This window comes from Herbaspirillum sp. (genome assembly GCF_035644555.1).
In the GTDB taxonomy this organism is placed as follows: Bacteria; Pseudomonadota; Gammaproteobacteria; order Burkholderiales; family Burkholderiaceae_D; genus Herbaspirillum.
Genome location: NZ_DASQOH010000051.1, coordinates 1 through 25,030, shown reverse-complemented (window position 1 = coordinate 25,030; position 25,030 = coordinate 1). Strand labels below are relative to the sequence as shown.

The following is a 25,030-nucleotide window of genomic DNA, read 5'->3' as shown; positions in this document are numbered from 1 at the left end:
CTGGCGTACCGATTCGACAACACAACACATGGAAGGGAACGGATGAGCCTGGATCTCGATTTTCTGTACAACATGAACGAAGGCCCGCTGCGCTCGGGCCTGATCGTGCTGGGCGTGGCCCTGGTGGCGGTGCTGGTGGCAATATTTCTGCATCGGCTGGGTGTGGCGCTGGTCAGGCGCCTGGCACGTGGTCGCCCGTTCACCACCACTGCCACGCAGGTCACCTTCAATGCCAGCCGCACCTGCGTGATCCTGTTCATGCTGCGGGTGGTGCTGGCTGGTGCGCCTGACAACACTCCCGGCCTGACCCGCATTTCCTATCTCACCTCGATCGCTTTCATCCTGGCGCTGACCTGGTTCCTGATGCGCTGCGTGAAATCGGTGAGCCTGACCGTCATCAGCCTCAATCCCTATGATGTGGTCGACAACCTCAAGGCCCGTCGCATCCTGACCCAGACCCGGGTGCTTTCGCGCAGCGCCTATTTCATCATCGCCCTGCTGGGCCTGGCCTTCGTGCTGCTGACCCTGCCCGGAGCGCGCCAGTTCGGCGCCAGCCTGCTGGCCTCGGCCGGGGTGGCCGGTATCGTCGCCGGTATTGCCGCCAAGCCGGTGCTGGGCAACTTCTTTGCCGGCCTGCAGATCGCCTTCTCGCAACCGATCCGCATCGACGATGTACTCATCGTCAAGGGGGAATGGGGGCGCGTGGAGGAAATCACCGGGACCTTCGTCGTGGTCAGGATCTGGGATGAACGACGCATGATCGTGCCGCTGCAGTGGTTCATCGAAAACCCCTTCGAGAACTGGACCCACACCTCCTCCACCATCCTGGGCACGGTCTTCCTGTGGCTGGACTTCTCGGTGCCGACCCAGGCCATCCGGGCCGAATTCGAGCGCATCTGCCAGACCCTGCCCCTGTGGGATAAGCGGGTGTGCGTCATGCACGTCACCGACGCCAGCGAACGCACCATGCAGGTTCGCCTGCTGGTTTCGGCCAAGGATTCCGGCAGTGCCTTCGACCTGCGCTGCCAGATTCGCGAGCACATGATCAACTTCATCGCGACCCAATATCCCGACGCCCTGCCCCGCATGCGGGCCGAACTGTCTTCGCGTAACCAGCCGGATGCGCTCGATACGGTCATCGACGGTGCTCCTGCAGAGCCCTTGAAGTGAGCGCCGCAGCGATGCCAACAGCTTCATTTCTGCAACATGATGGGACTGGAAAAACTTAGAAAGAAGATGGAGCGAAACTAAGAAATCGCCGTGACGAAAACTTAGAAAATGTGTTCCCGTAAGAGGACCTGGATGCGGAGCGAAGTCCCGCCTCTGGCGGGCGCACAAAAGAAGTCAGGCGGACCACACAACTGGCGACCGGGGGAGAGTGAGTCGCTGTCGTGGGCCCGCCTGGAGGGGAGAGACCGGGAGGCCGGTGGTGCCGGCAGATGCTGCATCAAGGCTTATTGATCGGTGACGGGCATGTTGCCGCTGGCACGTGCCTGGGCCAGCTCGGCGCGGACTTGTTCGCGGGTGGTGGTGGAAGCCAGCGGCTTGTTGTCGTGATCGCGGTCGCTGACCAGCAGTTCGCCGTTGGCGCGGGCCTGTTGCAGTTCGGCGATCACCTCGGCGCGGCTCTTGGTCGAGACGAAGCGGGTTTCTGCAGGATACGGTGCCTCGGCCAGGGCGGTACCGAGGGCGGAAGTCAGCAGCAGGCCGGCAAACAGGTTCTTGGCAATGTTCTTGGTGTTCATGATGGTTCCTTTGTGTGAGAGAAGGGATGAGCACTTCAACCCGGGCCAACGTTGGTGGTTCAGTCGTTGTGTGCTGTCATCGTGAAACCAAGTTTAGAGATCATCGCCGGCGGGAAAAAGTAGCCGAATCGGAATTCATCGTTCCGAATTTCAGAACAAGCACAGCCGTTGACAGGACGTCATGGGTCCCGGTGTGCGAAAGTGATCATGGATGATGTGGAGTGTCGGGACTTAGAAATCGTATCAATGAAAACTTATAGATCGTATTTTCAAAAACTTAGAAAATATAGATGAAATCAGTGGCTGTTCCGCACCGTAGAAAACCACATCGGCCAGAGTGAAAATTGCGAAAAAATCGTACGCAGGCCGACATCGCGGAAGCGTCGGAAAAACTTAGAAAGATGACGGGAAAAGGCATGTGAAAACCACCGCCGGGTGGACGGGAGGGCGACGTGGGAGAGGCAATGGAGGCGGAGCAGACAGGTCAGGCGGACCACACTACCGGCGACCGAGGGGAGAGAACGTCGCTTTCGTGGGCCCGCCTGAGGGAGAGACTGGCGCACCGGGATCGCCGGTGCGGGTGATGCACGCCCAGGGGCGCGGGTGGCGCCGGCCTGGCATCAGGGCATACGGATTACAGCGGTGCGTTGCTGTTGCTGACAGCAGTGCCCTGGTTGCGGGCTTGTTGCAGTTCTTCTTGCACTTGCTGACGGGTCAGGGTCGAGTGGAAGGGCTTTTCCACAGGATATTGCTCGGTCACCAGCAGGTCGCCGTTGGCGCGGGCCTGGATCAGTTCGGCGCGCACATCAGCGCGGGTCTTGGTCGAGACGAAGGGCTTGTCGACCGGATACTGGTCGGTCACCAGCAGTTCGCCATTGGCGCGGGCCTGCTTGAGTTCGGCGATCACTTCGGCGCGGCTCTTGGTCGAGACGATCGGGGTCTCGGCGGGGTATTGGGCTTCAGCCATGGCAGCACCGACAGCGGTGGTCAACAGCAGGCCGGCAAACAGATTCTTGGCAATATTCTTGGTGTTCATGATCGTTCCTTTGTGAGTGAGGAGATGAGCACTGCAACCTGGGCCGACACTTGTGGTTCAGTCGTTGTGTGCTGTCATCGTGGAACCAAGTTTAGAGATCCACGCCGCCCGGAAAAAGAAGACAAACCGGAATACATCATTCCAGAAACGCGAACAATCAGTTTTTTCGAGCCTGTACTTGCCTTTTTTATCTGCAACTGCACATGAAAATGGCAACCGATGTTGGCATCAATACATGCAAATAATTATTGCAATCCATTGATAAATAAGGATTTATTCTATTTTCGCCGCGGGGTTTGCGCATTTTGTCCGCAAATTATTTTGCGGTGCCGCAAAGATAAACCTATCGACCCGATACAAAATACCAATAACTTGTTCAATAGATTTGATCGAGTTTTTCAGTCATTCGATATATACGATAAGATATAGCGAAAACCATCCCGTCCAGGATCACGATCATGAAAACTGCCCTGGCCTTGCGCCACCTTGCCAGTGAAGACCTTGGCCAGCTGGCGCCCCTGCTGAACGCCAGCGGCTACCGCATCCGCTATTTCGAAGTCGGCGTGGACGCCTTCATCGATCTTTCCCCACTGGATGCCGACCTGGTCATCGTGCTGGGCGGGCCGGTGGCGGCCTACGATGTGGATGCCTACCCCTGGTTGCGCACGGAAACCGCCTGGTTGCGGGCGCGCCTGCTGGAAGACCTGCCCACGCTGGGTATCGGCCTGGGCGCGCAGCTCATGGCGGCAGCCCTGCATGCGCGCGTCTATCCCGGCAGCGATGGCAAGGAGATCGGCTGGGCCAGCCTGCAGCCCGGCCCGCAGCTGGACGTGCTGCCCTGCCTGCGCGAACTGGTGCAGCAGCAGACGCCGGTGTTGCACTGGCATGGCGATACCTTCGATCTGCCACAGGGTGCCTGTCACCTCGCGGCGTCGACGCAGTATCCGCAGCAGGCATTTGCCTGGGGCCGTCACGGGCTGGCGCTGCAATTTCATCTGGAGGTCGATGTGCGCACCGTCGAGCAGTGGCTGGTCGGCCATGCCCATGAGATCGCGCACACCCGCAACCTCTGCCCGGCGCGGCTGCGTGCCGATGCGCAACGTCACCGGCGGCAGTTCGAGTCGGCCTCGCGCCGCTTCTGGCAGGCCTGGCTGGATTCTCTGCGAACCCGGACCGTGGTCCCGCGGGCAGGGCAGCGTCGCGCCTGAGGTGAGCCTGGCCAATTGTCTGACGCGGCCGGGTTCCCATTTGTTACCTTTGCTTGCAGCGCTCACCAACACTTGCACTTCAACCTGAACCATCGGCTGCCGGACGGCTTCTGAGCCTCACGTATTGCGTGAAATGCGCGTCTTGTACAGGCTCTGCATTTTGCGTAATCCGGGAAGCCGAGAATCAGTCCTTGTCCGACATAGCGCGGCAGCGAGCTTGCCTATGATGATGAAACGGATCGGCGGATGGTGTGGATCATCGGTCCCGCTTCCGACTCCCTGGTTCTCTTGAACATCCGAGTATCCGAGCCTTGTGCTCTTCGATAAACATAAAGCAAGGAGGTACACATGAAGACTCGTCACATCCTGATTTCTTCCCTGTTCATGGCGCTGGCCGGTGGTGCCATCGCGCAGAACGCACCGACCAACGGTACCGCCATGGGCGCTGCGCCGACCGCACCGGCGACGATGTCGTCGGGCACCACGCCGTCGGCCGTGCCGTCGAATGATCCGTTCGTCCAGAAGCGCCAGGCAGATGCCGACGCCAAGGCCGAATACAAGGCGCAGAAGAAGGCCGCCAAGCAGGAATACAAGGCCGACAAGAAGGCCGCCAAGGCGCAGCTGAAGCAGGAAAAGAAGGCTTCCACCGCCCAGCGCAACGAAGCCCTGGCCGCTTCCCCCGACAAGTCCGACAAGACCCACTGAGTGCGGAGCGCGACCGATCGGCGACGCTGATCACGTGATGACCATCCCCGGCTGCGGCCGGGGATTTTTTTGTGCAGCTTCAGCGCCTGCGCCGGCCACGCGGTGCCGCCTCCTGCACCTGCGGCAAGTCCGGTTCTGCCGGCGCGGCGGCGATGCGTGGCGGCAGGCACGCCAGCAGCCAGTCGATGAAGACACGCAGGCGCTGGCTGACGTGGCGGTTCTGGGGATAGACCACATGGAAGGGATAGGCCTGCGGCCGCCATGGCCGCAGGATCTCCACCAGTTCCCCGTGGGCCAGCGCGCTGCGCGCCGCGTAGGTGAAGGTCTGCACGATGCCCAGCCCGGCCACGGCGGCGGCCAGGTGGGCGTTGCTTTCGTTGACGCCGATGCGGTGATCAAGCTTGATCTCCTGACGTTCGCCGCGCCGCTCGAAGCGGAAGGGAAAGGCGCGGCCGTTCTGTGGCGACAGGTAGCTCACCAGCCGGTGGCCGTTCTTCAACTCTTCAGGATAGGCCGGTGTGCCGAACTGTTTGAGATAGGACGGCGCGGCGCAGGTGATCAGCGTCGCATTGCCGATGTGGCGGGCGACCAGCGACGAACTGTCCAGCGCCCCGCCGCGGATGACGCAATCAATGTTGTCGCTGATCAGGTCGGCGGAACGGTCCGAGACCCCAAGGTCGATGCGGATGTCGGGATAGCGTGTCATGAAATCGGGCAGCGCCGGCACCAGCACGTCGCGCGCGGTCGAGCCGCCCACATCCACCCGCAGCTGGCCCTTGGGCTTGGCGCGCGCAACATCGAAGGAAGTGTCGATATCCTCCAGGTCGCGCAGGATGCGGATGGTCTTTTCATAGTAATCGCGTCCCTCGGCGGTGACCGTCACCCGCCGCGTGGTCCGCTGCAGCAGGCGCACACCCAGGTGCGCCTCCAGTTCCTGTACCTGCTTGCTGAGCGTGGCGTTGGGAAGGTCCAGCGAATCGGCCGCGCGCGTGAAGCTGCCGGCCTCCACCACGCGCGCGAAGCCGCGGATGGCCATCAGTTGATCCATGTGCTGTTCCTTTTTCCTCGGTGAAGGTCGTGACTTGCAGTGGAAGTATCGGACGTACCGGATCCGCCGGCCTGGCGGGAGGGTTCCTAATTATCCACCAGTATGGATAGTCATTTCGATTTTACGCCATTTATCTGGCAATCCCCTACCGCTAAAGTGCAGCCATGCCTGAACGACACGGGGCGCAACACACAGCAGGACGGCGCACCACGGGCATTGCAGACACCCTTCATTCCATCGCAGTATCCGACCCAAGGAGCATTAGCATGAACAAGCAACTCGACGGCAAGATCGCACTCGTGACCGGCGGCAGCACCGGCATCGGCCTGGCCACCGCCCAGGAACTGGCTGCCCAGGGCGCCCGCGTCTTCATCACCGGCCGCCGTCAGGCCGAACTGGACGCTGCCGTGGCCAGCATCGGCGCCGCCGCCACCGGCATCCGTGCCGACGCCGCCGTCCTGTCCGACCTGGACCAGGTCTACGCCCAGATCGCCAAGAGCGCCGGCAAGCTCGACATCCTGTTCGCCAATGCCGGCGGCGGCGACATGATGCCGCTGGGCGCCATCACCGAAGAACACTTCGACCGCATCTTCGGCACCAATGTGCGCGGTGTGCTGTTCACCGTGCAAAAGGCCTTGCCGCTGCTGGTCGACGGTGCCTCGGTGGTACTCACCGCTTCCACCGTCTCGATTCAGGGCACTGCCAACTTCAGCGTCTACAGCGCCAGCAAGGCCGCGGTACGCAACTTCGCCCGCTCCTGGGCGCTGGATCTGAAGGATCGCGGCATCCGCGTCAACGTGGTCAGCCCCGGTCCGATCCGCACCCCTGGCCTGGGTGGCCTGGTTCCCGATGAAGCGCGTCAGGGCCTGTTCGACTTCCTGGCCGCACAAGTGCCGCTGGGTCGCCTGGGCGAGCCGCAGGAAATCGGCAAGGCCGTGGCCTTCCTGGCTTCCGATGCCGCCAGCTTCGTCAATGGCATCGAATTGTTCGTCGATGGTGGCATGGCACAGGTTTGATGTTGCGGCACCAGTTGCTGCAGCGGGGCCGGGACCCGCATCCGGGCTGTTCTTCCAGCCTCGGTCGGTCCTGGTCCGCGACAAGGGCCTCTCGCGTCAAAGCTGAAAACGACCAGGCCGGCATTGCGCCGGCCTGGTCGTTTCTGCCTGCGCAGCTGGTTCAGTTACGGCCCTGCCGCCACAGGCAGCGCGCCAGCCAGGCTGCCCCCAAAACCTGTAGCAGCATGAAGGCGGCCACTGCGTTCCAGCCGGCATGTTCCCAGAACCAGCCGCCGGCCGAACCCAGCACGCTGCCACCGAGGTAATACGCCAGCAGATAGAGCGAAGCGGCGTGGCCCTTGCCCTGGCCGGCCATGCGCCCGACCCAGCTGCTGGCGGCGGAATGGGTGGTGAAGAATCCGATGGTCAGCAGCACGATGCCGCCGATCACCACCGCCAGCCAGGGTGTGCAGGTCAGGAACAGGCCCAGGCAGGAAAGGCCGATACCGGCCGCCACCAGGGGTGCACGGCCATAGCGGTCGGCCAGCGCGCCGGCCCAGGACGAGGAGACGATGCCGAAGATGTAGGCACTGAAGATGAGCCCGGTGAGGGTGGCCGAGAGCGAGAACGGCGGGCTCATCAGGCGAAAGCCCGCATAGTTGTACGAGGTGGCGAAGATGCCCATGTTCAGCGCCGCGATGCCGAAGGTCAGCGGCAGGCGGGCATGGCCCAGGTGGCGACGCCACAGGCCGAGGTGATCGCGCAGACGCAGCGTGCCGTTGCGTACGAAATTGCGCGAGGCCGGCAGCATCATCACGAACACCACCGCCAGCACCAGATCAAGCGCACCGATGGCCAGCATCGCATGGCGCCAGCCGAAGGATTCGGCCAGGGTACTCATGGCGACCCGCCCCACCATGCCGCCGAAGGCATTGCCGCCCACATACAGCCCCATGGCGAAACCCAGGCCGCCGGCATCGATCTCTTCGGCCAGGTAGGCCATCGCCACCGCCGGAACGCCGCCCAGGGCGAAGCCCTCGAGGGCACGCGCCACCAGGATCAGGTGCCAGTCCGGTGCCACCCCGGCCAGCAGGTTGCAGCATGCGGCCGTTGCCAGCGAGGCGAACATCAGTTCCTTGCGGCCGAAGCGTTCCGACACCATGCCCGCCAGCAGGATGGACACCGCCAGGAAACCGGTGGAGAGCGACAAGGCCAGCGAGGCGCTGGCCGCACCGATATCGAATTCCCGCGCGAACGCGGGCAGCAGCGGCTGTACGCAGTACAGCAGGGAAAAGGTGGCAAAGCCCGAGCAGAACAGCGCCAGTACGATGTGACGGTAGGCGGCCGAGCCGCGTACGGCGCCGCGCGCGGCCGGGACGGTGGCCGACGGATCCCGGCGCGGGACCGGGGAGGAAGAGGAATCGGAAAGCGACTGCATGGCCAGAGGGTGGCGGTGGCGCCGCGGATGGGCTGCCGCCTGGGTTGTGGAGAGGAGCAGTCTGGGACAAATGCGCTATATTGTCCAATATATGGAAGCTACCCCCGCCATCTATCAAACAGATATCAGGTAACCGATATGGAACTGCGACACCTCCGTTACTTCCTGGCCGTGGCCGAACAGCGCAGCTTCACCCGCGCCGCCGACAAGGTCGGCATTGGCCAGCCGCCCTTGTCGATGCAGATCAAGGATCTGGAACGCGAGATCGGTGGCGCGCTGTTCCTGCGCACCTCGCACGGCGTGGAATTGTCGGAAGTCGGGCGGGTCCTGCTGCCGCATGCGCAGACGGCGGTGGACTATGCCGAACAGGCGCTGCGCGCGGCACGGCAGGCGGCCAGCGGCGAGGTGGGTCTGCTGCGCATGGGCTTTACTTCCTCGGCGGTGTTCCATCCACTGGTCTCGCATGCGCTCCAGCAATTCCGCGAGCGGCACCGCAAGCTGGAGATCTCGCTCAGCGAAGGCATCACCGAACAGCTGCTGGCCGACATCGCGGCCTCGCAACTGGATGCCGCCTTCGTGCGCATCGTCACCACCCCGTCGGCGGAACTGGGCGTGGTCGAACTGCCCGCCGAGAAGCTGAAGGTGGCGCTGCCGCGTTCGCATCCGCTGGCGCGACGCAAGTCGCTGCGACTGCAGGATCTGGCCGGGGAGAATTTCATCATGGTGCCACGCGGCAAGGGATCGGCGCTCTACGACAATATCTTCAGCGCCTGCCAGGCGGCCGGCTTCGATCCGCAGGTGATCCAGCTGGCGCCGCAATTGACCTCGGCCATCAATCTGGTGGCGGCCGGTCTGGGCATTTCCATCGTGCCGGAAGCCATCGAACAGGTGCAGCTGGCGCAGGTGCGTTACATCGATATCCGCGAACCGGCGCCGCGCGCGCAATTGTCGCTGGCCTACCACCGGCAGTCGATTGCGGCGTCGCGTTTTGCCGCGCACCTGCAGCGTTCGCTCAGGCGGGTCGGCAGCGAACGCGACTAGGCCGGTGCCATTGCACGCGAGCTGCGATGGCCGGCAGGGTTAGCTGCCCTTGAAGCGCCCCAGCACCGCATTGGCCTGTTGCAGGAAGGCCTGCGGATGGGCTTCGACCAGCTGTTCCAGCGCCGGCAGCATGCGTTCCAGGGCAATGGTCAGGGCGATGTCACTGATTTCCTCGCCCCACAGCACTTTCTGCACGAAGGCCGCTGGCCCGATCTCGGCGATCAGGCTCATGCTCATCTGGCGTTCCAGGGTGTCGGTGCGCGGGCCGAAGACGTCCTCGAAGATGCCCATGATGGCCTCTTCCAGCGCGGCCCGTCCGTCATCCTGCTGGCGGCGCGCATCTCGACGCAGCGGTTCGGGATCGAGCGGTGCCGGCATCTGGCTGTTCTCGATGAGTGCGCTGGCCTCCCCCGCCATGCGACTCAGTTGCTGCACGTGCAGCGTCAAGGCACTGATTTCGGCCAGCAGCGAGCGCAGCGGCATCTGCTGCGGCATGTCTGACTCGGCTGGACCTGCTGGATGTGGATTCATGTTGTTCTTGTTGCCCAGCCCGCCCTGGCAAGCGCCGAGCAAGCTGCTTGAATCGATCGTGCCGGCAATGCCGCCCCCACGCGGTTGTATCGCCGGTGCCCGTACGCCGGACCAGCACGGCCTGGCGTGAATTTCCCCAAGGAAACAAGTATAGTGCGCTGCAAAAATTTACGCATGGAAAATTCTGTCAATACCGCGAAGAAGCCACACTTTCCGCGACTTTATTGTCGAGATAATAAAAGAAAATCACAGAGTTGCGTTTTTTCATTGTCTGTATTCCAACACTTTCGTGTGGATTGCATCGGTAGCTGCGGCATATCGTCGCAGCCCAGCGCGCAATGAAGAGACCCGCCTCGCCCAAAATACCGGCGAGATGACGACAGAACGGCGCCAAAGCGGATGTGATCAAGGGGGGAGGCAGCATGCGCCCAGCGGCATCGGAGGGGGCCGGCGGGGAAGAAGCTGTCAGGCAGTCATCAGGATCTATCAATATAATGAGAATCGTTCCTGATTCCAGCGACTGAACAACAACATCATGCGTCTCACAGAACTTGCCAAGGGCGTTGCCGCCATCGTCGATCATGTTGCCGACCTGCATGCCGCCGATGCGGTCGCTGCGCGGCTGCGCGACCTCGGCTTCGTGCCGGGCGAGCCGGTGCGGGTGGTCGCCACCGCGCCCTTCGGCGGCGATCCCATCGTGGTACAGATCGGTTCGACACGCTTTGCCTTGCGCCGCGCCGAAGCGCAACGGGTTTCCCTGCAGTCGGCAGCGGGAGCGGCGGCATGAGCGTGCCCGCCCTCAATATCGCCCTGGTCGGCAATCCCAATTGCGGCAAGACCGCGTTGTTCAACCAGATGACCGGTGCGCGCCAGAAGGTGGCCAACTATGCCGGAGTGACGGTGGAGCGCAAGTCCGGCAGCTTCACCGCGCCCTCCGGTCGCCTGGTGCGCGTGGTGGACCTGCCGGGCGCCTACAGCCTGCAGTCGGTCAGTCCCGACGAACGGGTGACGCAGGCGGTGCTGCAGGGACGCTATCCCGGGGAAGCGGTGCCGGACCTGATCGTGTGCGTGGCCGATGCCACCAATTTGCGCCTGCACCTGCGTTTCGTGCTGGAGGTGCGGCGCCTGGGCCGGCCCATGGTGCTGGCCCTGAACATGATGGACGCCGCCGCCCGGCGCGGCATGCACATCGACGTGGCGGCGCTGTCGCAGCGGCTGGGCATGCCGGTTATCGAGACCATCGCGGTACGGCGCGGCGGCACCCAGGCCCTGGTGGCGGCCATCGACGGCAGCGCCCCCATTGCTGCGCCAGCCGCACCGCCGGTGGCCGACTTGCACGTGGAGGTACGCGCCCTGCTGGCCGACACCGTGGACATGCCGGCGCCCACCGACCGACGCGATGACGCGATCGATCGTGTCGCCCTGCATCCGGTGCTGGGGGTGCTGTTGCTGGCGCTGACCATGTTCCTGGTGTTCCAGGCGGTGTATGCCATCGGCAAGCCGATGACCGATGCCATCGCCGATGGCTTTGGCACACTCGGCGGCGTGGTCGGCGAATGGTTGCCCGAGGGGCCGCTGCGCGGCCTGGTGACCGATGGGCTGGTGGCCGGGCTGGGTACGGTGCTGGGTTTCCTGCCGCAGATCCTGGTGCTGTTCTTCTTCATCCTGCTGCTGGAGGAGTCCGGTTATCTGCCGCGCGCGGCCTTCGTGCTGGACAAGCTGATGGTCTCGGTGGGCCTGTCCGGGCGATCCTTCATTCCGCTGCTGTCCAGCTTCGCCTGCGCCATTCCCGGCATCATGGGGACCCGCAGCATCACCGATCCGCGCGACCGGCTGGCCACCATCCTGGTGGCTCCGCTGATGACCTGCTCGGCGCGTCTGCCGGTCTATGCGCTGCTGATCGGCGCTTTCATTCCGCATCGTCCGGTGCTGGGCATCTTCAACCTGCAGGGGCTGGCGCTGTTCTGCCTGTACGTGGCCGGCATCGCCGCCGCCATGCTGGTGGCCTGGGTAGCCAAGCGCATCGGCCACGCGCGCCAGGAACGGGCGCTGCTCATGGAGCTACCCTCCTACCGCCTGCCGCACTGGCGCGACATCGCGCTGGGTTTGTGGGAGCGCGGTGCCATCTTCCTCAAGCGCCTGACCGGGGTGATGCTGGCGCTGACGGTATTGATGTGGGCCATCTGCACCTTCCCTGCCCCACCGGCCGGCGCCACCGAGGCCGCCATCGATTATTCCATCGCCGGCCATATCGGCCACAGCCTGCAGTACCTGTTCGCACCGCTGGGCTTCAACTGGCAGATCAGTCTGTCGCTGATCCCGGCCTTCGCCGCGCGCGAGACGGCCGTGGCCACGCTGGCGACCGTCTATGCGGTTGGCGGCGACGAAGGCGCGGCCTTGCAGAGCGCCCTGGCCACGCATATCTCGCTGGCCAGTGCACTGTCGCTGATGGTGTGGTTCGCCTTTGCACCGCAATGCATGTCCACATTGGCCATCATCCGCCGCGAGACGCAGTCCTGGCGCATGGTGGCGCTATCCTTCGGCTATATGTTCGTGCTGGCGTATGTGGCGTCGTTCCTTACCTACCGGATCGCGGGGTGGCTGGCATGAGCAGCTTGTGGTGGCAATACCTGATCATTGGCCTGCTGGTGGCTGCCAGCCTGATCTACATGGCGCGCAAGCTGGCGCCTGCGCTCTGCTGGCGCTGGCAGGCACGGCTCGGCAGCTGGCTGCTGCGGCGAGGTGGCGCGCATTGGCAGGCGCTGGGCCGGCGCATCCTGCCCCCGGCCCGTACCGGGGGCTGTGGCGGGGGTACCTGTGATGGATGTGGCGACGGCGGCGACACGCAACTGCCGCTGGAACAGAAGATCAGCTTCCATCGCCGCCGCTAGGCAACCACGACCGGGACTGGCCGTCAGTGTAATTCTTCGGCCTCGAAGCCGGCCGCGCGCAGCGCCTGCAGTACCTGCGCCAGATGCGGCCGGCCACGGGTCTGCAGCACCAGTTCGATATCCACGTTCTGCGCCGCCAGCAGCGTAAAGGCGCGCTGGTGGTGGACCTCGTCGATGTTGGCGCCGGCTTCGGCGACGATGCCGGTGATGCGCGCCAGGGTGCCGGGGACGTCACGTGAGCTGACCTTGACCCGTGCCAGGCGACCGGCGCGCACCATGCCGCGCTCGATGATGGCGGTCAACAGCAGCGGATCGATGTTGCCGCCCGACAGCACCAGTCCCACGCGCTTGCCGCGGAAGCGGTCCGGATAGCGCACCAGCGCCGCCAGTCCGGCCGCACCGGCGCCCTCCACCAGGGTCTTCTCGATTTCCAGCAGCATCAGCACGGCCTGTTCGATATCGCCCTCGTCCACCAGCAGCAGCTCATCGGCTTCGCGCGCGATGATGGCGCGGGTCAGCGTGCCCGGCGTGCCGACCGCGATGCCTTCGGCGATGGTGCTGGTACCCACCGGATGCTCGGTGCCCTTGACCGCATTGACCATGGTCGGGAAGCGCCGTGTCTGCACGCCGACGATCTCGATCTCGGGTTTGATGGCGCGCGCCGCGACGGCCATGCCGGCCAGCAGACCGCCGCCGCCGATGGCCACCACCAGGCAATCCAGCTCCGGCACCGCCCTGAGCATTTCCAGCGCTACCGTGCCCTGGCCGGCGATGATGGCTTCGTCGTCATAGGGGTGGACGAAGGTCAGGCCCTCCTTCTCGGCCAGCTCGTAGGCATGGGCGCGTGCCGCTTCCAGGGTGTCGCCATGCAGTACCACGTTGGCGCCGAAGCCGCGGGTGCGCTCGATCTTCACGCCGGGCGTAAAGCGCGGCATGACGATGGTGGCAGGCAGGCCCAGCCGCTGCGCGTGATAGGCCACGCCCTGCGCATGGTTGCCGGCCGACATGGCCACCACGCCGCGTGCGCCATCCTGGCTGGCGGCAACGTCGACCATTTTGTTGCAGGCACCGCGCTCCTTGAAGGAAGCGGTGAATTGCAGGTTCTCGAACTTGAGGAAGACCTGGGCGCCGACGATCTGGGACAGCGTGCGTGATTCCACGCAGGGAGTGTCCAGGATCTGGCCGTGCAGCCGCCGGGCGGCGGCTTCGATATCGTTGAGCGTCGTCATGCTGCGATTGTAGGGCCAATGCGCCGGTTTGTAGCATCCCGCGCGCTGGCGGACAGAAGATGACGATAAATCCAAGCAGGCGAAATCTTAACTTGGCGATTCCAAAATTCACGGCCTGCACATGTCGATTTTCCGATTGGCCCGGATGCCATGCATTGTCGCTTCGTCAACCTCGAATTTCTTTTGCCGATACCATTGAAGTCGGTGGATCGGGCGACTAGAGTGAAGATTCGTCGCGCCACCGCCTGGATCTCTCGCCCCAGTGGAAGCGACACCCGGAAGCGCCGCCAGGCCTTCCTCCTCCTGCAGGTCCGATCAGACTCAGCCGTTCTCACCAAGGAGACACCATGAGCATCGCCACCCGGCATCCGGATGTCCGGCCCCCCTCGTTGCCGCCCTTCGGCACCGCCCTGCCCGACCGCCCGCGCCACGTACAGCGCACCTCCCCACTATTGTTGAAACTGGTCGAACTGGACCCGCGCGAGGTCATCGAGGGCGTGATGACGCCGGCCGGCTTCGTCACCGCCGACGTGGTCCCGGTGGGACCCATGCGCGAGGCCTGCCCGCACTGCGATGGAGTGGCCCTGCAACTGGTGCTGCGGCACCGGCATGTCAAGCGCAGCCACCTGTTCTGCAGGAGCTGCACCCGGGTCTATGACGCCCTCAATGAAAGCGGGTATTCGGTGCTGACGGTGTAATCATAGGCAAGCCTGATATGCAGGGCGCCACTCCAGAAGCGGCGCCCTGTTTCTTTTCAAAAGCGGATCACCCATCCACATCTTCGCACAGTAGAATCACCCCCTCGATGCAACAGAAGAGATGCGAATGGAATATGCCTACAAGCTGATGGCCTCTCCGGCCGGATTGCTCAAGCTGGTGGCCAGGGGCGATCACCTGGCGGCTATCCTGTGGGAGGACGATGACGCCCTGCGCGTGCGTCTGGGCGAGATGGTGGAGGACGAGGATCGCCCGGTCTTGCTGGAGACCGAACAGCAGCTGCGCGAATATTTTGCCGGCGAGCGTGACAGCTTCGAGCTGCCCTTGCACTTCGAGGGGACCGAATTCCAGCGCCAGGTCTGGTCGGCGCTGCTGGACATCCCCTACGGCCAGACCCGCACCTACCTGGACATCGCGCGCCAGCTCGGCAATGAAAAGGCGGTGCGCGCCGTGGGCGCGGCCAATGGCCGCAATCCCATTTCCATCATCGCGCCCTGCCATCGCGTCATCGGTGTGGGCGGCGCGCTGACTGGCTTTGCCGGCGGCCTGCATGTCAAGAAGCTGTTGCTGGCCATCGAAGGCATCGCCACCGAAGGACAGGATGCCGGCCAGGTGATCGATCCGCGTCGCAAGGCGCAGTCACGTCGTCGCGAAGACCCCAACCAGCTTTCCCTGCTGTAAACGATATAAATGATTACGGGGAATGTGGCGCTTCAGCGCTGCATGCCCCATTTCTTCACGGTCGCCCGCTCCAGGGTATTGAAGACCAGGTTTTCCACCAGCAGGCCGATCAGGATCACCATGGCCAGCCCGGCGAAGACCTTGTCGGTGTAGAGCTCGTTACGGTTCTGGAAGATGTACCAGCCCAGGCCGCCCTTGCCGCTGGTGGCGCCGAACACCAGTTCGGCCGCGATCAGCGTGCGCCAGGCGAAGGCCCAGCCGATGCGCAGGCCTGCCAGGATGGAGGGCAGGGCCGCCGGCACCAGTACCTGCAGCACGAAGCCCAGTCCGCGCAGGCCGTAGTTGCGGCCGGCCATGCGCAGGGTGTCCGATACCCCCAGGAAGCCGGCATAGGTATTGACCGCCAGCGCCCACAGCACCGAATGCACCAGCACGAAGATCAGGCTACCTTCGCCCAGGCCGAACCACAGCAGGGCAATGGGCAGCAGGGCAATGGCCGGGAGCGGATTGAACATCGAGGTCAGGGTGCCCAGCAGATCGCGTCCGAACTGGGTGGACACGGCCAGCGTGGTCAGCACGAAGGCGGCGACGATGCCCAGCACATAGGCCTTGAGCAATACCTGCAGCGACAGCCAGGTCTTGCCGAACAGCTCACCGCTGCGGATGCCCTCGGCGAAGGCCTGCGCCGTCTGCAGGAAGGTCGGCAGCAGCAGGTCGTTGTTCTGCCAGCGGGCAACGGCTTCCCAGACCAGCGCCAACAGCAGCAGGATGGCGCCCTTGCGCACCCAGCCTTGCCGCCAGATGCGTTGCGGCAGCGTGAAATGGCGCTCCAGTACCAGGCCGGGCAGGGGCGTCAGCGGAACTTCGTATTCGTCGCGGATGGGGGGAGTCTGGGGCATGGTGCTATTCAGTAGGAGAAACGGACGTCGCTGAAGTTGATGCTGCGCTCGGGCGCGGCAGCGGCGCCACCTTCGTCGAACAGCAGGCGGTGGATGCGTTGCGCAGTCTGCTGGAAGCCGACCCCACCCAAACTGGAGAGGTCGTACTGGTGGCTGTTGATCTCGGCGCGTACGCGGCCCGGGTGTGGCGAGAGCAACAGGATGCGGTTGCCGACCACCAGCGCTTCCTCGATGGAGTGGGTCACGAACAGCAGCGTGAAACGCACTTCGTCCCACAGCGCCAGCAGTTCATCCTGCATCTTGCGGCGGGTCAGGGCGTCGAGGGCGGCGAAGGGTTCATCCATCAGCAGCATCTTGGGCTGCATCGCCAGGGCGCGGGCGATGGCCACGCGCGCCTTCATGCCGCCGGACAGCGTATGCGGATAGGCATCCGCAAAGCGTGTCAGGCCGACCTTGTCGAGGTAGTGGCGGGCGCGTTCGGCGGCTTCCCGCTTGCCCAGGGTGCGCGAGGCCAGCAACGGAAACATCACGTTGTGCAGCACCGTCTTCCAGGGTGGCAGCTGGTCGAATTCCTGGAACACCACGATGCGGTCCGGCCCAGGCTGGCGCACGGTGCGGCCCTCCAGGCGGATCTCGCCGGCGGCCGGCGGCAGGAAGCCCGCCACCGATTTCAGCAGGCTGGACTTGCCGCAGCCAGACGGCCCCAGCAGCACGAAGCGGTCAGCCGGATGCACATCGAAGCTGACTTCGTGCGTCGCCTGCACCACCGCCGTGGCGCTGCGATACTGCAGGCTCACGCGGTCCACCTGAAGCAGGGGTTGCAGGCTTGCCGTGGCGCTCACGCTGGCGGTCTCAGCTGCCGGGTTGTGCATACGCTTCCTCGAAGAAGTAGTCTTTCCAGGAGCTGGCGCGGTTCTTCAGGACGCCCAGTTCATGCAGCTTTTCGGCATAGACGAAGGTGCGCTCGGGTGAGACGGTGAAACGGATTTCCGGGTCTTCAACGATCTTGCGCACGAACTCCGGTGCCAGCTTGGACTTCTGCACGCGGATGAAGGTATCGGCCGCCTTGGCCTTGTTGTTGCGCACGAATTCGGCGGCCTCCACCAGTGCCTGGTAGAAGGCGCGATAGGTCTTGGGATTGTCGTCGTGGAATTTCTGGGTGGTGTAGAGCACGTTGAAGGTCGCCGGGCCGCCCATGATGTCGTAGGAGCTGATCACCTTGTGCACGTTCTTGTTCTCCAGCGCCTGGTACTGGAAGGGCGGGCTGGAGAAGTGGGCGTTGATCTCCGAGCCGCCGGCGATCAGGGCGGCCGTGGCATCCGGGTGCGACAGGCTCACGCTGATGTTGTCGAAGCGCTTGAAGTCTTCTTTTCCGAAGACCTTGGCGGTTTCGATCTGCAGCGTACGCGACTGGAAGCCGACCCCGGCGGCCGGCACGGCGATACGGTCCTTGTCGCTGAAGTCCTTGATGCTCTTGACGTTGGGATTGTTCGACAGCAGGTAGTTGGGCATGGAGCCCAGGGAAGCGATGGCCTTGACGTTCTGGCGGCCGCGTGTGCGGTCCCACAGCACCAGCGCCGGTGGCGCGCCGGCCGAGACCACGTCCAGGGCGCCGGCCAGCAGCGCCTCGTTCATGCCGGTGGCGCCGGACAGGCTGGTCCATTCGACCTTGATGTCCAGGCCGGCCTGCTTGCCGTATTTCTCGATGAGTTTCTGGTCCTGTACTACGTCCAGGATCAGGTAGCCGATGCCGAATTGCTGGGCGATGCGGATGCTGCCTTCGGCCATGGCCTGGGTCGATATCCCAGCGGCCAGTACGCCAGCGGCCAGCACCGCCAGCCATCTGGGCGAGATGGAGGATAAGGAGGGACGGCGCATCTCAGCTACCTCCCTGGATGTGGGCGTCGTCGAAAAAGTAATCCTTCACCGAGGCCGGCTTGTTCTTGATGGCGCCCACGCGGTGCATGAACTCGGCCAGGCCGTAGGTATTCTGCGGAGCGATCTTGAATTGCACGTCGGGGTTGGTGATGATCTGCAGCAGCAGCTTGCGATCAGTATTGCCCTTGTTGACCTTGAGGTAGATATCGGCCGCCTTCTCGGGATTGGCGGCGATGAACCTGGCGGCCTCCTCCAGCGCGCCGAGGAAGGCGCCATAGGTCTTGGGATTGTCCTTGCGGAATTTCTCGGTGGCGTACAGCACCGTGGCCGAAGACGGGCCACCCAGCACGTCGTAGGACTTCAGCACGATGTGGGCATTCGGATTGCCCGCCAGTTCCTGTTCCTGGAAGGGCGGATTGCCGAAGTGGCCGGTGATCTCGGTGCCGCCGCTGATGATGGCGGCGGTGGCATCGGGATGCGGTACGGCGATACTGAGCTTGTCCAGCCGGTTGTACTGGGCGTCACCCCACAGCTTGGCCGAGGCCAGCTGCAGCACACGCGACTGCACCGAGACGCCGACGGCCGGCACGGCGATGCGATCCTTGTCGCCGAAGTCGGCAATGGTCTTGACCTTGGGGTTGTTGCTCACCAGGTAGTAGGGGAAGTTGCCCAGCGAGGCGACGCCACGTACGTTCTGGCGGCCATGGGTGCGGTCCCAGATGGTCAGCAGCGGTCCCACGCCGGCGCCGGCGATGTCCACCGAACCCGACAGCAGGGCGTCGTTGACGGCCGAGCCGCCGGAGAGCTTGAGCCATTCCACCTTGATATCCACACCGGCTGCCTTGCCGTGCTTTTCGATCAGTTGCTGGTCCTGCGCCACGTTGAGCAACAGATAGACGATGCCGAACTGCTCGGCGATGCGCAACTGGCCTTCGGCGCGGGCCAACAAGGGCGCGGCCGCCAGGGTCAGCGCCAGGCCGCCGGCCAGGGTGGAGGTCAAGAGACGCCGCAGGCGTCCTCGGGGGGAGAGGGTAGTGGTCATGGTGTCCTGTATCGTGGATGGCGGGCCGGAGAATCCGGGAGGAGCTGACAAGTCATGGCTTAGAACCGTCACGATGGAAAAGCGCGGTTCTTTATTCGTTCGGAGTATATAAAGGGCAGGGGAGAAAGAAAAACTCGATTACCGCATATTCATATGCGCCCGCCGTATAGGTCGCAATCCCTTGCCCACCAAGGGATTGCGCGGGAAATGCAGATTTTTCCGGCGGCCGATTCAGGAACCGCGACATGGCCAGCCTGTCAAGTTCCACGGCGTCAGCAAGAGGCTGGAGCGCAACGCCGGCGCCGCCGGTGGCGGCATTTTGAGCCGACCGCGCTTAGAGTGCGATAAAGTACGCGTCCTGCCCGGACCGACGGTCGCTTGCCCCCGGGGTGAGCCCGGCCTACGCCAGAACCCTGTCCGCTGGCACTCATTTGAAGAAGCAAGGGAGCAAGATGAGTTCATCTCACACCAATCCGAGTCTTTCCCTCCGGTCGTCCAAATTCCACTTGATTACCCTGGCAGCGCTGGGCGTGGTGTTCGGCGATATCGGTACCAGCCCGCTGTACGCACTCAAGGAATGTTTCAGCCCCGACCATGGCATCGCCTTTTCCCCGGGCGCGGTGCTGGGCATCATCTCCATGCTGTTCTGGGCCATCACCATCGTGGTGACCATCAAGTACGTGATGTTCGTGCTGCGCGCCGACAACAACGGCGAAGGCGGGGTGCTGGCATTGATGGCGCTGTCCTTGCGCTCGGCCGTCTCCGGCTCGCCGCGGGCCAAGCTGCTGATGATGCTGGGCGTGTTCGGCGCCTGCATGTTCTATGGCGACGTGGTGATCACGCCGGCCATTTCGGTGCTGTCGGCGGTGGAGGGGCTGGAAATCGCCGCGCCTCAGACCGCGCACGTGGTGATCCCGCTCACGCTGGTGATCGTGGTGGTCCTGTTCCTGATCCAGCGTCATGGCACCAGCGTGGTGGGCCGGTTCTTCGGGCCGGTGATGTTCCTGTGGTTCCTGTCGCTGGCCGTGCTGGGCCTGTACAACATCACCAAGGCGCCGCAGGTGCTGGTGGCCATCAATCCTTACTATGCCGTGCACTTCATGGCCGAGCACTCGCTGCAGGCCTTCATCGTGCTGGGTTCGGTGGTGCTGGTGCTGACCGGGGCCGAGGCGCTGTATGCCGACATGGGGCACTTCGGTATCAAGCCGATCCGCTACGCATGGCTGTTTACGGTCATGCCCTCGCTGCTGATCAACTACTTCGGCCAGGGTGCCAACCTGATCGCCAATCCGGAGGCGATCAAGAATCCCTTCTACCTGATGATCCCCGATCCGCTGGTGCTGCCCATGGTGGTGCTGGCGACCTGTGCCACCGTGATCGCCTCGCAGGCGGTGATCTCGGGTGCGTTCTCGCTGACCAGCCAGGCCATCCTGCTGGGCTTCGTGCCGCGCATGCGCATCCTGCATACCTCGGAGGACGAGCAGGGCCAGATCTACATCCCCCTGATCAACTGGATGTTGCTGGTGGTGGTGGTGGCCGTGGTGCTGGCCTTCAAGAAATCCGACAACCTGGCGGCCGCCTATGGCGTGGCCGTGACCACCACCATGGTCATCACCACCATGCTGCTGGGGGTGGTGATGCGGCATATCTGGAAGTGGCGCAATTCGGCGGTGGTGCTGACCATTGCCTGCCTGCTGACGGTGGACATCGCCTTCTTCGCTGCCAACCTGCTCAAGCTCACCGAGGGCGGCTGGTTCCCGCTGGTCATCGGCGGCGCCGCCTTCTTCCTGCTGATGACCTGGTACTCGGGCCGCATGCTGCTGCGCATGCGCATCAAGGATGACGGCATTCCCATCGAGCCCTTCATCGAGGGCCTGCTGGCGCACCCGCCGCACCGGGTCGGTGGCACGGCCGTGTTCATGACCGGTAACATCGCCACCGTGCCGGTCGCGCTGTTGCACAACCTGAAGCACAACCGCATCCTGCATGAGCGTGTGTTCTTCCTCAAGATCAGCATCTGGGACGTGCCCTATGTGGCCGACAGCGAGCGCCTGACCATGAAGGATCTGGGCGGCGACGTCTACCTGCTGCGCGCCGCCTTCGGCTTCAAGGAAGCGCCGGAAGTGCAAAAGGTCATGACCCTGACCGAGCAGCAGTTCGGTCATCACTTCGACCTGATGGATACCTCCTTCTTCCTGGCGCGCGACACGGTGGTGCCGAGCAAGCTGCTGGGCATGTCGCTCTGGCGCGAGCGCCTGTTCGCCTGGATGTACCAGAACGGCGCCAAGCCTTCGGACTTCTTCCACATCCCCGCCAACCGGGTGGTGGAGCTGGGAACCAAGGTCGAGATCTGACCGTCCGCGATGCTGCTGCAAGGATGCCGTTCAGCCGACCGCTGAACGGCATTTTTCTTTGTGCTCAGGGAGGCTGGCGGAATTCATGCGGCCTGTGCACGTCGAAGGGCCGTCGTAGGACAATTGCAAGGATCCCTGCCGCCCGAGGCAGCGGTCATTCACTGTTTTCACTGTAAGGAGCGGTACAGCCATGAACAAGATCAGAATGATGGGCGCCCCCACCGATGTGGGTGCAAGCCGGCGCGGTGCCTCGATGGGGCCGGCGGCCTTGCGCGTGGCCGAATTGCAGCGCGGCCTGCAGCAGCATGGGCTGGAGGTGGTCGATGGCGGTGACCTGGCCGGTCCGGCCAATCCGCAGCAGCCGCCGGTGCAGGGTTTGCGTCACCTGGACCAGGTGGTGCAATGGAACCAGACCGTCTACGCGGCGGTGGAGCACAGCCTGCGCGCGGGTGAAGTGCCGCTGCTGATGGGCGGCGACCATGCGCTGGCGGTGGGCTCCATTGCCGCCGTGGCGCTCCATTGCCGCGAGCAGGGCAAGGACCTGCGCGTGCTGTGGCTGGATGCCCATGCCGATGCCAATACCAGCCATTCCACCCCGACCGGCAATATCCACGGCATGCCCGTGGCCTGCCTGCTGGGCGTGGGGCCGGCAGAGTTGACCGGCATCGGCGGCCAGGTGCCGGCCTTGCAGCCGCAACAGATCTGCCAGGTCGGCATCCGCAGCGTGGATCGCGAAGAAAAGCGCCATCTGCGCGAACTGGGCGTGCGCGTCTACGACATGCGCCATATCGACGAGCACGGCATGCGCGTGACCATGGAGCAGGCGCTCGCCGGCATCGGCCCCGATACCCATCTGCACGTGAGTTTCGATGTGGATTTCCTGGATAGCGCGCTGGCGCCCGGGGTGGGGACTGCGGTGCCCGGCGGTCCCACCTACCGGGAAGCGCAGCTGTGCATGGAAATGATCGCCGACACTGGCCGCCTGGCCTCGCTGGACGTGATGGAACTGAACCCGGCCTGTGACGTACGCAACCAGACCGCGGAGCTGGTGGTGGACCTGGTGGAAAGCCTGTTCGGCAAGTCCACCCTGATCAGTCGGCCTGAAGGGCCCTACTGACGCCTGATGACATGGCCATCGTTGCATGCGGTGATGGAATTTGGGTTTTGCTGAGGGATTGCGACAGGCTTGCAATTTGAGGTTGAAGGATTGCGGCGAATGCCGGATTATTCAGGGTTTTTCCGCTTCCGGCGGGCCAGTGCGGGTTTTGCCCGTGTATTCCCGCCCGCCAGGAAACGCCCGTCTGCCGCGCCTGACCCAACTTGCCTCTGCGTGTTGGTGGCGCGGCGCATTTTTCCGTCAGAAAGAAGGTCCCCATGTCGTTCAAGAAATTCTTCACCGTCGCCGCCAGCGCGCTGGCCCTGTCCTGTGCTGCCGGCAGCACCCTGGCCGCCGACCAGACCTACGTGGTCGGTGCCGGCGGTACCTATCGCCCCTTCGAATTCGAAACCCCGAAGAAGGAACTGGTCGGCTTCGACATCGACCTGATCAAGGCCATTTCGCAAGCCTCCAACTTCAAGATCCAGCTGGTGAGTACGCCCTGGGAAGGCATCTTCGCCACCCTCGGCCAGGGTGACCGCGACATCATCATCTCCGGCATCACCATCACCGACAAGCGCGCCCAGATGGTGGACTTCTCGCTGCCGTATTTCCCCGCCGAGCAGGTCATCATCACCAATGCCGATGCCAAGATCGCTTCGCTGGCCGACCTGAAGAAGACCCAGGTCGCCGTGGTCAATTCCACCGCCGGTGACATCGTGGTCTCCGAGGAACTGGGCAAGTCCAGCACCGCCATCCACCGCTTCGACAACACCGTGCTGATGCTGGAAGAACTGTATCGCGGTGGCGTGGACGCCGCCGTGGGTGACGTCGGCGTCATCAAGTTCTACATCAAGAGCCATCCCGAGAAGAAGTTCAAGGTGGTGGGCGACACCAAGTTCGTGCGCCAATACTTCGGTATCGCCGTCAAGAAGGGCAACAAGGAACTGCTGGACAAGATCAACGCCGGCCTGACCAAGATCGTGGCCGATGGCACCTACGCCAAGATCTACAAGACCTGGTTCGATGGCGAAGTACCGACCCTGCCGCTGAAGTAAGCACCTCCGCAGTGCCGGCGACCTTGCCGGTGCTGCGCCTGCCTGCCAGATCACGGCCACCCTCCTGCGCCCATGCAGCGGTGGCCCGCTCCCTCTGCTCTCAACTCCTCCGTTTGAACGGACCTCATCATGAATTCCTTCTTCCAATGGGAAATCATCGGCGAATACCTGCCCCTGTTCGTCGAAGGCACCTGGATGACCCTCAAGGCCGCGATCATCTGCGTCATCGCCGGTACCTGCTGGGGCCTGGTGCTGGGCGTCGGCCGCCTGGCCGAGGCTCGCCATGGTTTCTGGAAATATTTCCTGTGCTACTGCGTACAGTGGCCGATCCGCTTCTACGTCAGCTTCCTGCGCGGCACGCCGCTGTTCGTGCAGATCCTGCTGATCCATTTCGCGCTCATGCCGGTGCTGATCAACCCCAGCGGCGGGCTGATCCTCTCCGGTGACCTGGCCCGCGAGATCCGTTCGCACTACGGCGCCTTCGCTTCGGCGGTGCTGGCCATCACGCTCAACTCGGGGGCGTATGTGTCGGAGATCTTCCGCGCCGGCATCCAGTCCATCGACCGTGGCCAGAGCGAGGCCTCGCGTTCGCTGGGCATGACCTACATGGCTACGCTGCGCAAGGTCGTGCTGCCCCAGGCCTTCCGCCGCATGCTGCCGCCGCTGGGCAACAATGCGATTGCCATCGTCAAGGATTCCTCGCTGGCCTCGGCCATCGGCCTGGCTGAACTGGCCTATGCGGCGCGCACGGTGTCCGGTGCCTATGCCCGCTACTGGGAGCCTTACCTCACCATCTCGGTGATCTATTGGGTCATCACGCTGGCCCTGTCGGCGCTGGTGCGCCACCTGGAAGCCCGTTACGGCAAGGGGGATGCACGATGAGCACGACGATGATCAAGGTCGATCAACTCCAGAAGCGCTTCGGCCAGGCGCATATCCTGCGCGGTATCGACTGCGAGATCAGGGCCGGCGAAGTGGTCTGCGTGATCGGGCCTTCGGGCTCGGGCAAGAGTACCTTCCTGCGCTGCCTCAATGGTCTGGAGGAGGTCAGCGATGGCGATATCTTCATCGAAGGCATCAAGCTCAACGATGCCCGGGTCGATCTCAATGCATTGCGCGCCCGCCTGGGCATGGTGTTCCAGCGCTTCAACCTGTTCCCGCACATGACGGTGCTGGAAAACCTGATCATGGCGCCCATGCAGGTGAAGAGCCTGTCGCGCCGCGAGGCGGTGCTGGTGGCCGAGAAGCTGTTGCAGAAGGTGGGTTTGCTGGACAAGATCGATGCCTTCCCCAACCAGCTCTCGGGTGGCCAGCAACAGCGCGTGGCGATTGCCCGTGCGCTGGCGATGGAACCCAAGGTGATGCTGTTCGACGAGCCGACCTCGGCGCTGGACCCGGAACTGGTGGGCGAGGTATTGAGCGTGATGAAGCAACTGGC

At 63.7% G+C, this 25,030-nt stretch carries 25 protein-coding genes; 15 read left to right on the top strand and 10 right to left on the bottom strand.

The window, feature by feature from the left end; translation table 11 throughout:
- The first annotated feature begins 42 nt into the window (after window positions 1-42).
- Entirely contained in the window at window positions 43-1,170 is a 1,128-nt protein-coding gene (locus tag VE092_RS13600; RefSeq protein ID WP_324877550.1) for a mechanosensitive ion channel family protein, read from the top strand.
- A 284-nt stretch (window positions 1,171-1,454) separates the two neighbouring features.
- Here VE092_RS13600 and VE092_RS13595 read toward each other — a convergent pair whose 3' ends face one another.
- Window positions 1,455-1,745, bottom strand: coding sequence for a DUF4148 domain-containing protein (locus VE092_RS13595; protein ID WP_324877548.1), 291 nt, complete (start codon window positions 1,743-1,745; stop codon window positions 1,455-1,457).
- 634 nt (window positions 1,746-2,379) lie between these two features.
- Window positions 2,380-2,781, bottom strand: coding sequence for a DUF4148 domain-containing protein (locus tag VE092_RS13590; protein ID WP_324877546.1), 402 nt, complete (start codon window positions 2,779-2,781; stop codon window positions 2,380-2,382).
- A gap of 458 nt (window positions 2,782-3,239) precedes the next feature.
- Between VE092_RS13590 and VE092_RS13585 the strand changes: the two genes are divergently transcribed.
- Window positions 3,240-3,989, top strand: a complete 750-nt coding sequence (locus tag VE092_RS13585; protein WP_324877544.1) for a glutamine amidotransferase — start codon at window positions 3,240-3,242, stop codon at window positions 3,987-3,989.
- A gap of 348 nt (window positions 3,990-4,337) precedes the next feature.
- Window positions 4,338-4,694, top strand: a complete 357-nt coding sequence (locus VE092_RS13580; RefSeq protein WP_324877542.1) for a hypothetical protein — start codon at window positions 4,338-4,340, stop codon at window positions 4,692-4,694.
- Window positions 4,695-4,773: 79 nt separating this feature from the next.
- Here the strand turns inward: VE092_RS13580 and VE092_RS13575 are convergent, their stop codons facing one another.
- Window positions 4,774-5,742 (bottom strand): LysR family transcriptional regulator, encoded by a 969-nt coding sequence (locus VE092_RS13575; RefSeq protein ID WP_324877540.1) that lies wholly within the window; start codon window positions 5,740-5,742, stop codon window positions 4,774-4,776.
- A 266-nt stretch (window positions 5,743-6,008) separates the two neighbouring features.
- Between VE092_RS13575 and VE092_RS13570 the strand changes: the two genes are divergently transcribed.
- The gene (locus VE092_RS13570) at window positions 6,009-6,758 is read left to right on the top strand and encodes an SDR family NAD(P)-dependent oxidoreductase (RefSeq protein ID WP_324877538.1); all 750 of its coding nucleotides are present in this window, start codon (window positions 6,009-6,011) and stop codon (window positions 6,756-6,758) included.
- A gap of 160 nt (window positions 6,759-6,918) precedes the next feature.
- On the opposite strand, the gene VE092_RS13565 is transcribed toward VE092_RS13570, so the two are convergent.
- Window positions 6,919-8,175: an MFS transporter gene (locus VE092_RS13565; RefSeq protein ID WP_324877536.1), complete on the bottom strand. Its 1,257-nt coding sequence runs from the start codon at window positions 8,173-8,175 to the stop codon at window positions 6,919-6,921.
- A 138-nt stretch (window positions 8,176-8,313) separates the two neighbouring features.
- Between VE092_RS13565 and VE092_RS13560 the strand changes: the two genes are divergently transcribed.
- The gene (locus tag VE092_RS13560) at window positions 8,314-9,216 is read left to right on the top strand and encodes a LysR family transcriptional regulator (RefSeq protein ID WP_324877535.1); all 903 of its coding nucleotides are present in this window, start codon (window positions 8,314-8,316) and stop codon (window positions 9,214-9,216) included.
- A 39-nt stretch (window positions 9,217-9,255) separates the two neighbouring features.
- Here VE092_RS13560 and VE092_RS13555 read toward each other — a convergent pair whose 3' ends face one another.
- Complete coding sequence (locus VE092_RS13555; RefSeq protein ID WP_324877533.1) at window positions 9,256-9,747, bottom strand: hypothetical protein; 492 nt, start codon at window positions 9,745-9,747, stop codon at window positions 9,256-9,258.
- Window positions 9,748-10,282: 535 nt separating this feature from the next.
- On the opposite strand from VE092_RS13555, the gene VE092_RS13550 reads away from it, so the two are divergent.
- Genes VE092_RS13550 through VE092_RS13540 form a run of 3 tightly spaced genes read left to right on the top strand, consistent with a single transcriptional unit; the run spans window position 10,283 to window position 12,638 of the window.
- Window positions 10,283-10,534 carry a FeoA family protein gene (locus tag VE092_RS13550; protein ID WP_324877531.1) on the top strand — a complete coding sequence of 84 codons (252 nt, stop codon included), beginning with the start codon at window positions 10,283-10,285 and terminating at the stop codon, window positions 10,532-10,534.
- Entirely contained in the window at window positions 10,531-12,357 is a 1,827-nt protein-coding gene (feoB, locus tag VE092_RS13545) for a ferrous iron transporter B (RefSeq protein ID WP_324877529.1), read from the top strand. The genes VE092_RS13550 and feoB overlap by 4 nt, the downstream gene beginning before the upstream one ends.
- Window positions 12,354-12,638 carry a DUF6587 family protein gene (locus tag VE092_RS13540; RefSeq protein ID WP_324877527.1) on the top strand — a complete coding sequence of 95 codons (285 nt, stop codon included), beginning with the start codon at window positions 12,354-12,356 and terminating at the stop codon, window positions 12,636-12,638. The genes feoB and VE092_RS13540 overlap by 4 nt, the downstream gene beginning before the upstream one ends.
- 23 nt (window positions 12,639-12,661) lie before the next feature.
- On the opposite strand, the gene VE092_RS13535 is transcribed toward VE092_RS13540, so the two are convergent.
- Complete coding sequence (locus tag VE092_RS13535) at window positions 12,662-13,867, bottom strand: threonine ammonia-lyase (RefSeq protein ID WP_324877526.1); 1,206 nt, start codon at window positions 13,865-13,867, stop codon at window positions 12,662-12,664.
- Window positions 13,868-14,214: 347 nt separating this feature from the next.
- On the opposite strand from VE092_RS13535, the gene VE092_RS13530 reads away from it, so the two are divergent.
- Together VE092_RS13530 and VE092_RS13525 are read left to right on the top strand one after the other, a co-directional pair.
- Complete coding sequence (locus VE092_RS13530; RefSeq protein ID WP_324877525.1) at window positions 14,215-14,565, top strand: hypothetical protein; 351 nt, start codon at window positions 14,215-14,217, stop codon at window positions 14,563-14,565.
- 127 nt (window positions 14,566-14,692) lie between these two features.
- Window positions 14,693-15,265, top strand: coding sequence for a methylated-DNA--[protein]-cysteine S-methyltransferase (locus tag VE092_RS13525; protein ID WP_006465344.1), 573 nt, complete (start codon window positions 14,693-14,695; stop codon window positions 15,263-15,265).
- Window positions 15,266-15,297: 32 nt separating this feature from the next.
- Here the strand turns inward: VE092_RS13525 and VE092_RS13520 are convergent, their stop codons facing one another.
- The 4 genes from VE092_RS13520 to VE092_RS13505 are packed head-to-tail and all read right to left on the bottom strand — an operon-like array spanning window position 15,298 to window position 19,084.
- The gene (locus VE092_RS13520; RefSeq protein WP_324877523.1) at window positions 15,298-16,164 is read right to left on the bottom strand and encodes an ABC transporter permease; all 867 of its coding nucleotides are present in this window, start codon (window positions 16,162-16,164) and stop codon (window positions 15,298-15,300) included.
- Between the two features lie 8 nt (window positions 16,165-16,172).
- Window positions 16,173-17,036, bottom strand: a complete 864-nt coding sequence (locus tag VE092_RS13515) for an ABC transporter ATP-binding protein (RefSeq protein ID WP_324877521.1) — start codon at window positions 17,034-17,036, stop codon at window positions 16,173-16,175.
- Window positions 17,017-18,042 (bottom strand): ABC transporter substrate-binding protein, encoded by a 1,026-nt coding sequence (locus VE092_RS13510; RefSeq protein ID WP_414653489.1) that lies wholly within the window; start codon window positions 18,040-18,042, stop codon window positions 17,017-17,019. Before VE092_RS13510 ends, VE092_RS13515 begins: the two co-directional genes overlap by 20 nt.
- Before the next feature lies 1 nt (window position 18,043).
- Complete coding sequence (locus VE092_RS13505) at window positions 18,044-19,084, bottom strand: ABC transporter substrate-binding protein (protein ID WP_324877519.1); 1,041 nt, start codon at window positions 19,082-19,084, stop codon at window positions 18,044-18,046.
- Window positions 19,085-19,536: 452 nt separating this feature from the next.
- Here VE092_RS13505 and VE092_RS13500 point away from each other — a divergent pair, with 452 nt between their 5' ends.
- The 5 genes from VE092_RS13500 to VE092_RS13480 all read left to right on the top strand — a co-directional run.
- Entirely contained in the window at window positions 19,537-21,438 is a 1,902-nt protein-coding gene (locus VE092_RS13500) for a potassium transporter Kup (RefSeq protein WP_324877517.1), read from the top strand.
- 190 nt (window positions 21,439-21,628) lie between these two features.
- Window positions 21,629-22,555: an arginase gene (gene rocF, locus VE092_RS13495; RefSeq protein ID WP_324877515.1), complete on the top strand. Its 927-nt coding sequence runs from the start codon at window positions 21,629-21,631 to the stop codon at window positions 22,553-22,555.
- A gap of 257 nt (window positions 22,556-22,812) precedes the next feature.
- Window positions 22,813-23,592, top strand: coding sequence for a basic amino acid ABC transporter substrate-binding protein (locus VE092_RS13490; RefSeq protein ID WP_102664372.1), 780 nt, complete (start codon window positions 22,813-22,815; stop codon window positions 23,590-23,592).
- 129 nt (window positions 23,593-23,721) lie between these two features.
- Window positions 23,722-24,474, top strand: a complete 753-nt coding sequence (locus VE092_RS13485) for an amino acid ABC transporter permease (protein ID WP_006465352.1) — start codon at window positions 23,722-23,724, stop codon at window positions 24,472-24,474.
- Window positions 24,475-24,482: 8 nt separating this feature from the next.
- Window positions 24,483-25,030, top strand: a 548-nt coding sequence (locus VE092_RS13480; RefSeq protein ID WP_324877626.1) for an amino acid ABC transporter ATP-binding protein, incomplete at its 3' end; no start/stop codon positions are given.

What these genes read in the sequence shown, in the direction of transcription:
- VE092_RS13600 (WP_324877550.1), top strand. Translation starts at nt 43, where the DNA reads ATGAGCCTGGATCTCGATTTTCTGTACAACATGAACGAAGGCCCGCTG.
- VE092_RS13595 (WP_324877548.1), bottom strand. Translation starts at nt 1,745, where the DNA reads ATGAACACCAAGAACATTGCCAAGAACCTGTTTGCCGGCCTGCTGCTG.
- VE092_RS13590 (WP_324877546.1), bottom strand. Translation starts at nt 2,781, where the DNA reads ATGAACACCAAGAATATTGCCAAGAATCTGTTTGCCGGCCTGCTGTTG.
- VE092_RS13585 (WP_324877544.1), top strand. Translation starts at nt 3,240, where the DNA reads ATGAAAACTGCCCTGGCCTTGCGCCACCTTGCCAGTGAAGACCTTGGC.
- VE092_RS13580 (WP_324877542.1), top strand. Translation starts at nt 4,338, where the DNA reads ATGAAGACTCGTCACATCCTGATTTCTTCCCTGTTCATGGCGCTGGCC.
- VE092_RS13575 (WP_324877540.1), bottom strand. Translation starts at nt 5,742, where the DNA reads ATGGATCAACTGATGGCCATCCGCGGCTTCGCGCGCGTGGTGGAGGCC.
- VE092_RS13570 (WP_324877538.1), top strand. Translation starts at nt 6,009, where the DNA reads ATGAACAAGCAACTCGACGGCAAGATCGCACTCGTGACCGGCGGCAGC.
- VE092_RS13565 (WP_324877536.1), bottom strand. Translation starts at nt 8,175, where the DNA reads ATGCAGTCGCTTTCCGATTCCTCTTCCTCCCCGGTCCCGCGCCGGGAT.
- VE092_RS13560 (WP_324877535.1), top strand. Translation starts at nt 8,314, where the DNA reads ATGGAACTGCGACACCTCCGTTACTTCCTGGCCGTGGCCGAACAGCGC.
- VE092_RS13555 (WP_324877533.1), bottom strand. Translation starts at nt 9,747, where the DNA reads ATGAATCCACATCCAGCAGGTCCAGCCGAGTCAGACATGCCGCAGCAG.
- VE092_RS13550 (WP_324877531.1), top strand. Translation starts at nt 10,283, where the DNA reads ATGCGTCTCACAGAACTTGCCAAGGGCGTTGCCGCCATCGTCGATCAT.
- feoB (WP_324877529.1), top strand. Translation starts at nt 10,531, where the DNA reads ATGAGCGTGCCCGCCCTCAATATCGCCCTGGTCGGCAATCCCAATTGC.
- VE092_RS13540 (WP_324877527.1), top strand. Translation starts at nt 12,354, where the DNA reads ATGAGCAGCTTGTGGTGGCAATACCTGATCATTGGCCTGCTGGTGGCT.
- VE092_RS13535 (WP_324877526.1), bottom strand. Translation starts at nt 13,867, where the DNA reads ATGACGACGCTCAACGATATCGAAGCCGCCGCCCGGCGGCTGCACGGC.
- VE092_RS13530 (WP_324877525.1), top strand. Translation starts at nt 14,215, where the DNA reads ATGAGCATCGCCACCCGGCATCCGGATGTCCGGCCCCCCTCGTTGCCG.
- VE092_RS13525 (WP_006465344.1), top strand. Translation starts at nt 14,693, where the DNA reads ATGGAATATGCCTACAAGCTGATGGCCTCTCCGGCCGGATTGCTCAAG.
- VE092_RS13520 (WP_324877523.1), bottom strand. Translation starts at nt 16,164, where the DNA reads ATGCCCCAGACTCCCCCCATCCGCGACGAATACGAAGTTCCGCTGACG.
- VE092_RS13515 (WP_324877521.1), bottom strand. Translation starts at nt 17,036, where the DNA reads ATGCACAACCCGGCAGCTGAGACCGCCAGCGTGAGCGCCACGGCAAGC.
- VE092_RS13510 (WP_414653489.1), bottom strand. Translation starts at nt 18,042, where the DNA reads ATGCGCCGTCCCTCCTTATCCTCCATCTCGCCCAGATGGCTGGCGGTG.
- VE092_RS13505 (WP_324877519.1), bottom strand. Translation starts at nt 19,084, where the DNA reads ATGACCACTACCCTCTCCCCCCGAGGACGCCTGCGGCGTCTCTTGACC.
- VE092_RS13500 (WP_324877517.1), top strand. Translation starts at nt 19,537, where the DNA reads ATGAGTTCATCTCACACCAATCCGAGTCTTTCCCTCCGGTCGTCCAAA.
- rocF (WP_324877515.1), top strand. Translation starts at nt 21,629, where the DNA reads ATGAACAAGATCAGAATGATGGGCGCCCCCACCGATGTGGGTGCAAGC.
- VE092_RS13490 (WP_102664372.1), top strand. Translation starts at nt 22,813, where the DNA reads ATGTCGTTCAAGAAATTCTTCACCGTCGCCGCCAGCGCGCTGGCCCTG.
- VE092_RS13485 (WP_006465352.1), top strand. Translation starts at nt 23,722, where the DNA reads ATGAATTCCTTCTTCCAATGGGAAATCATCGGCGAATACCTGCCCCTG.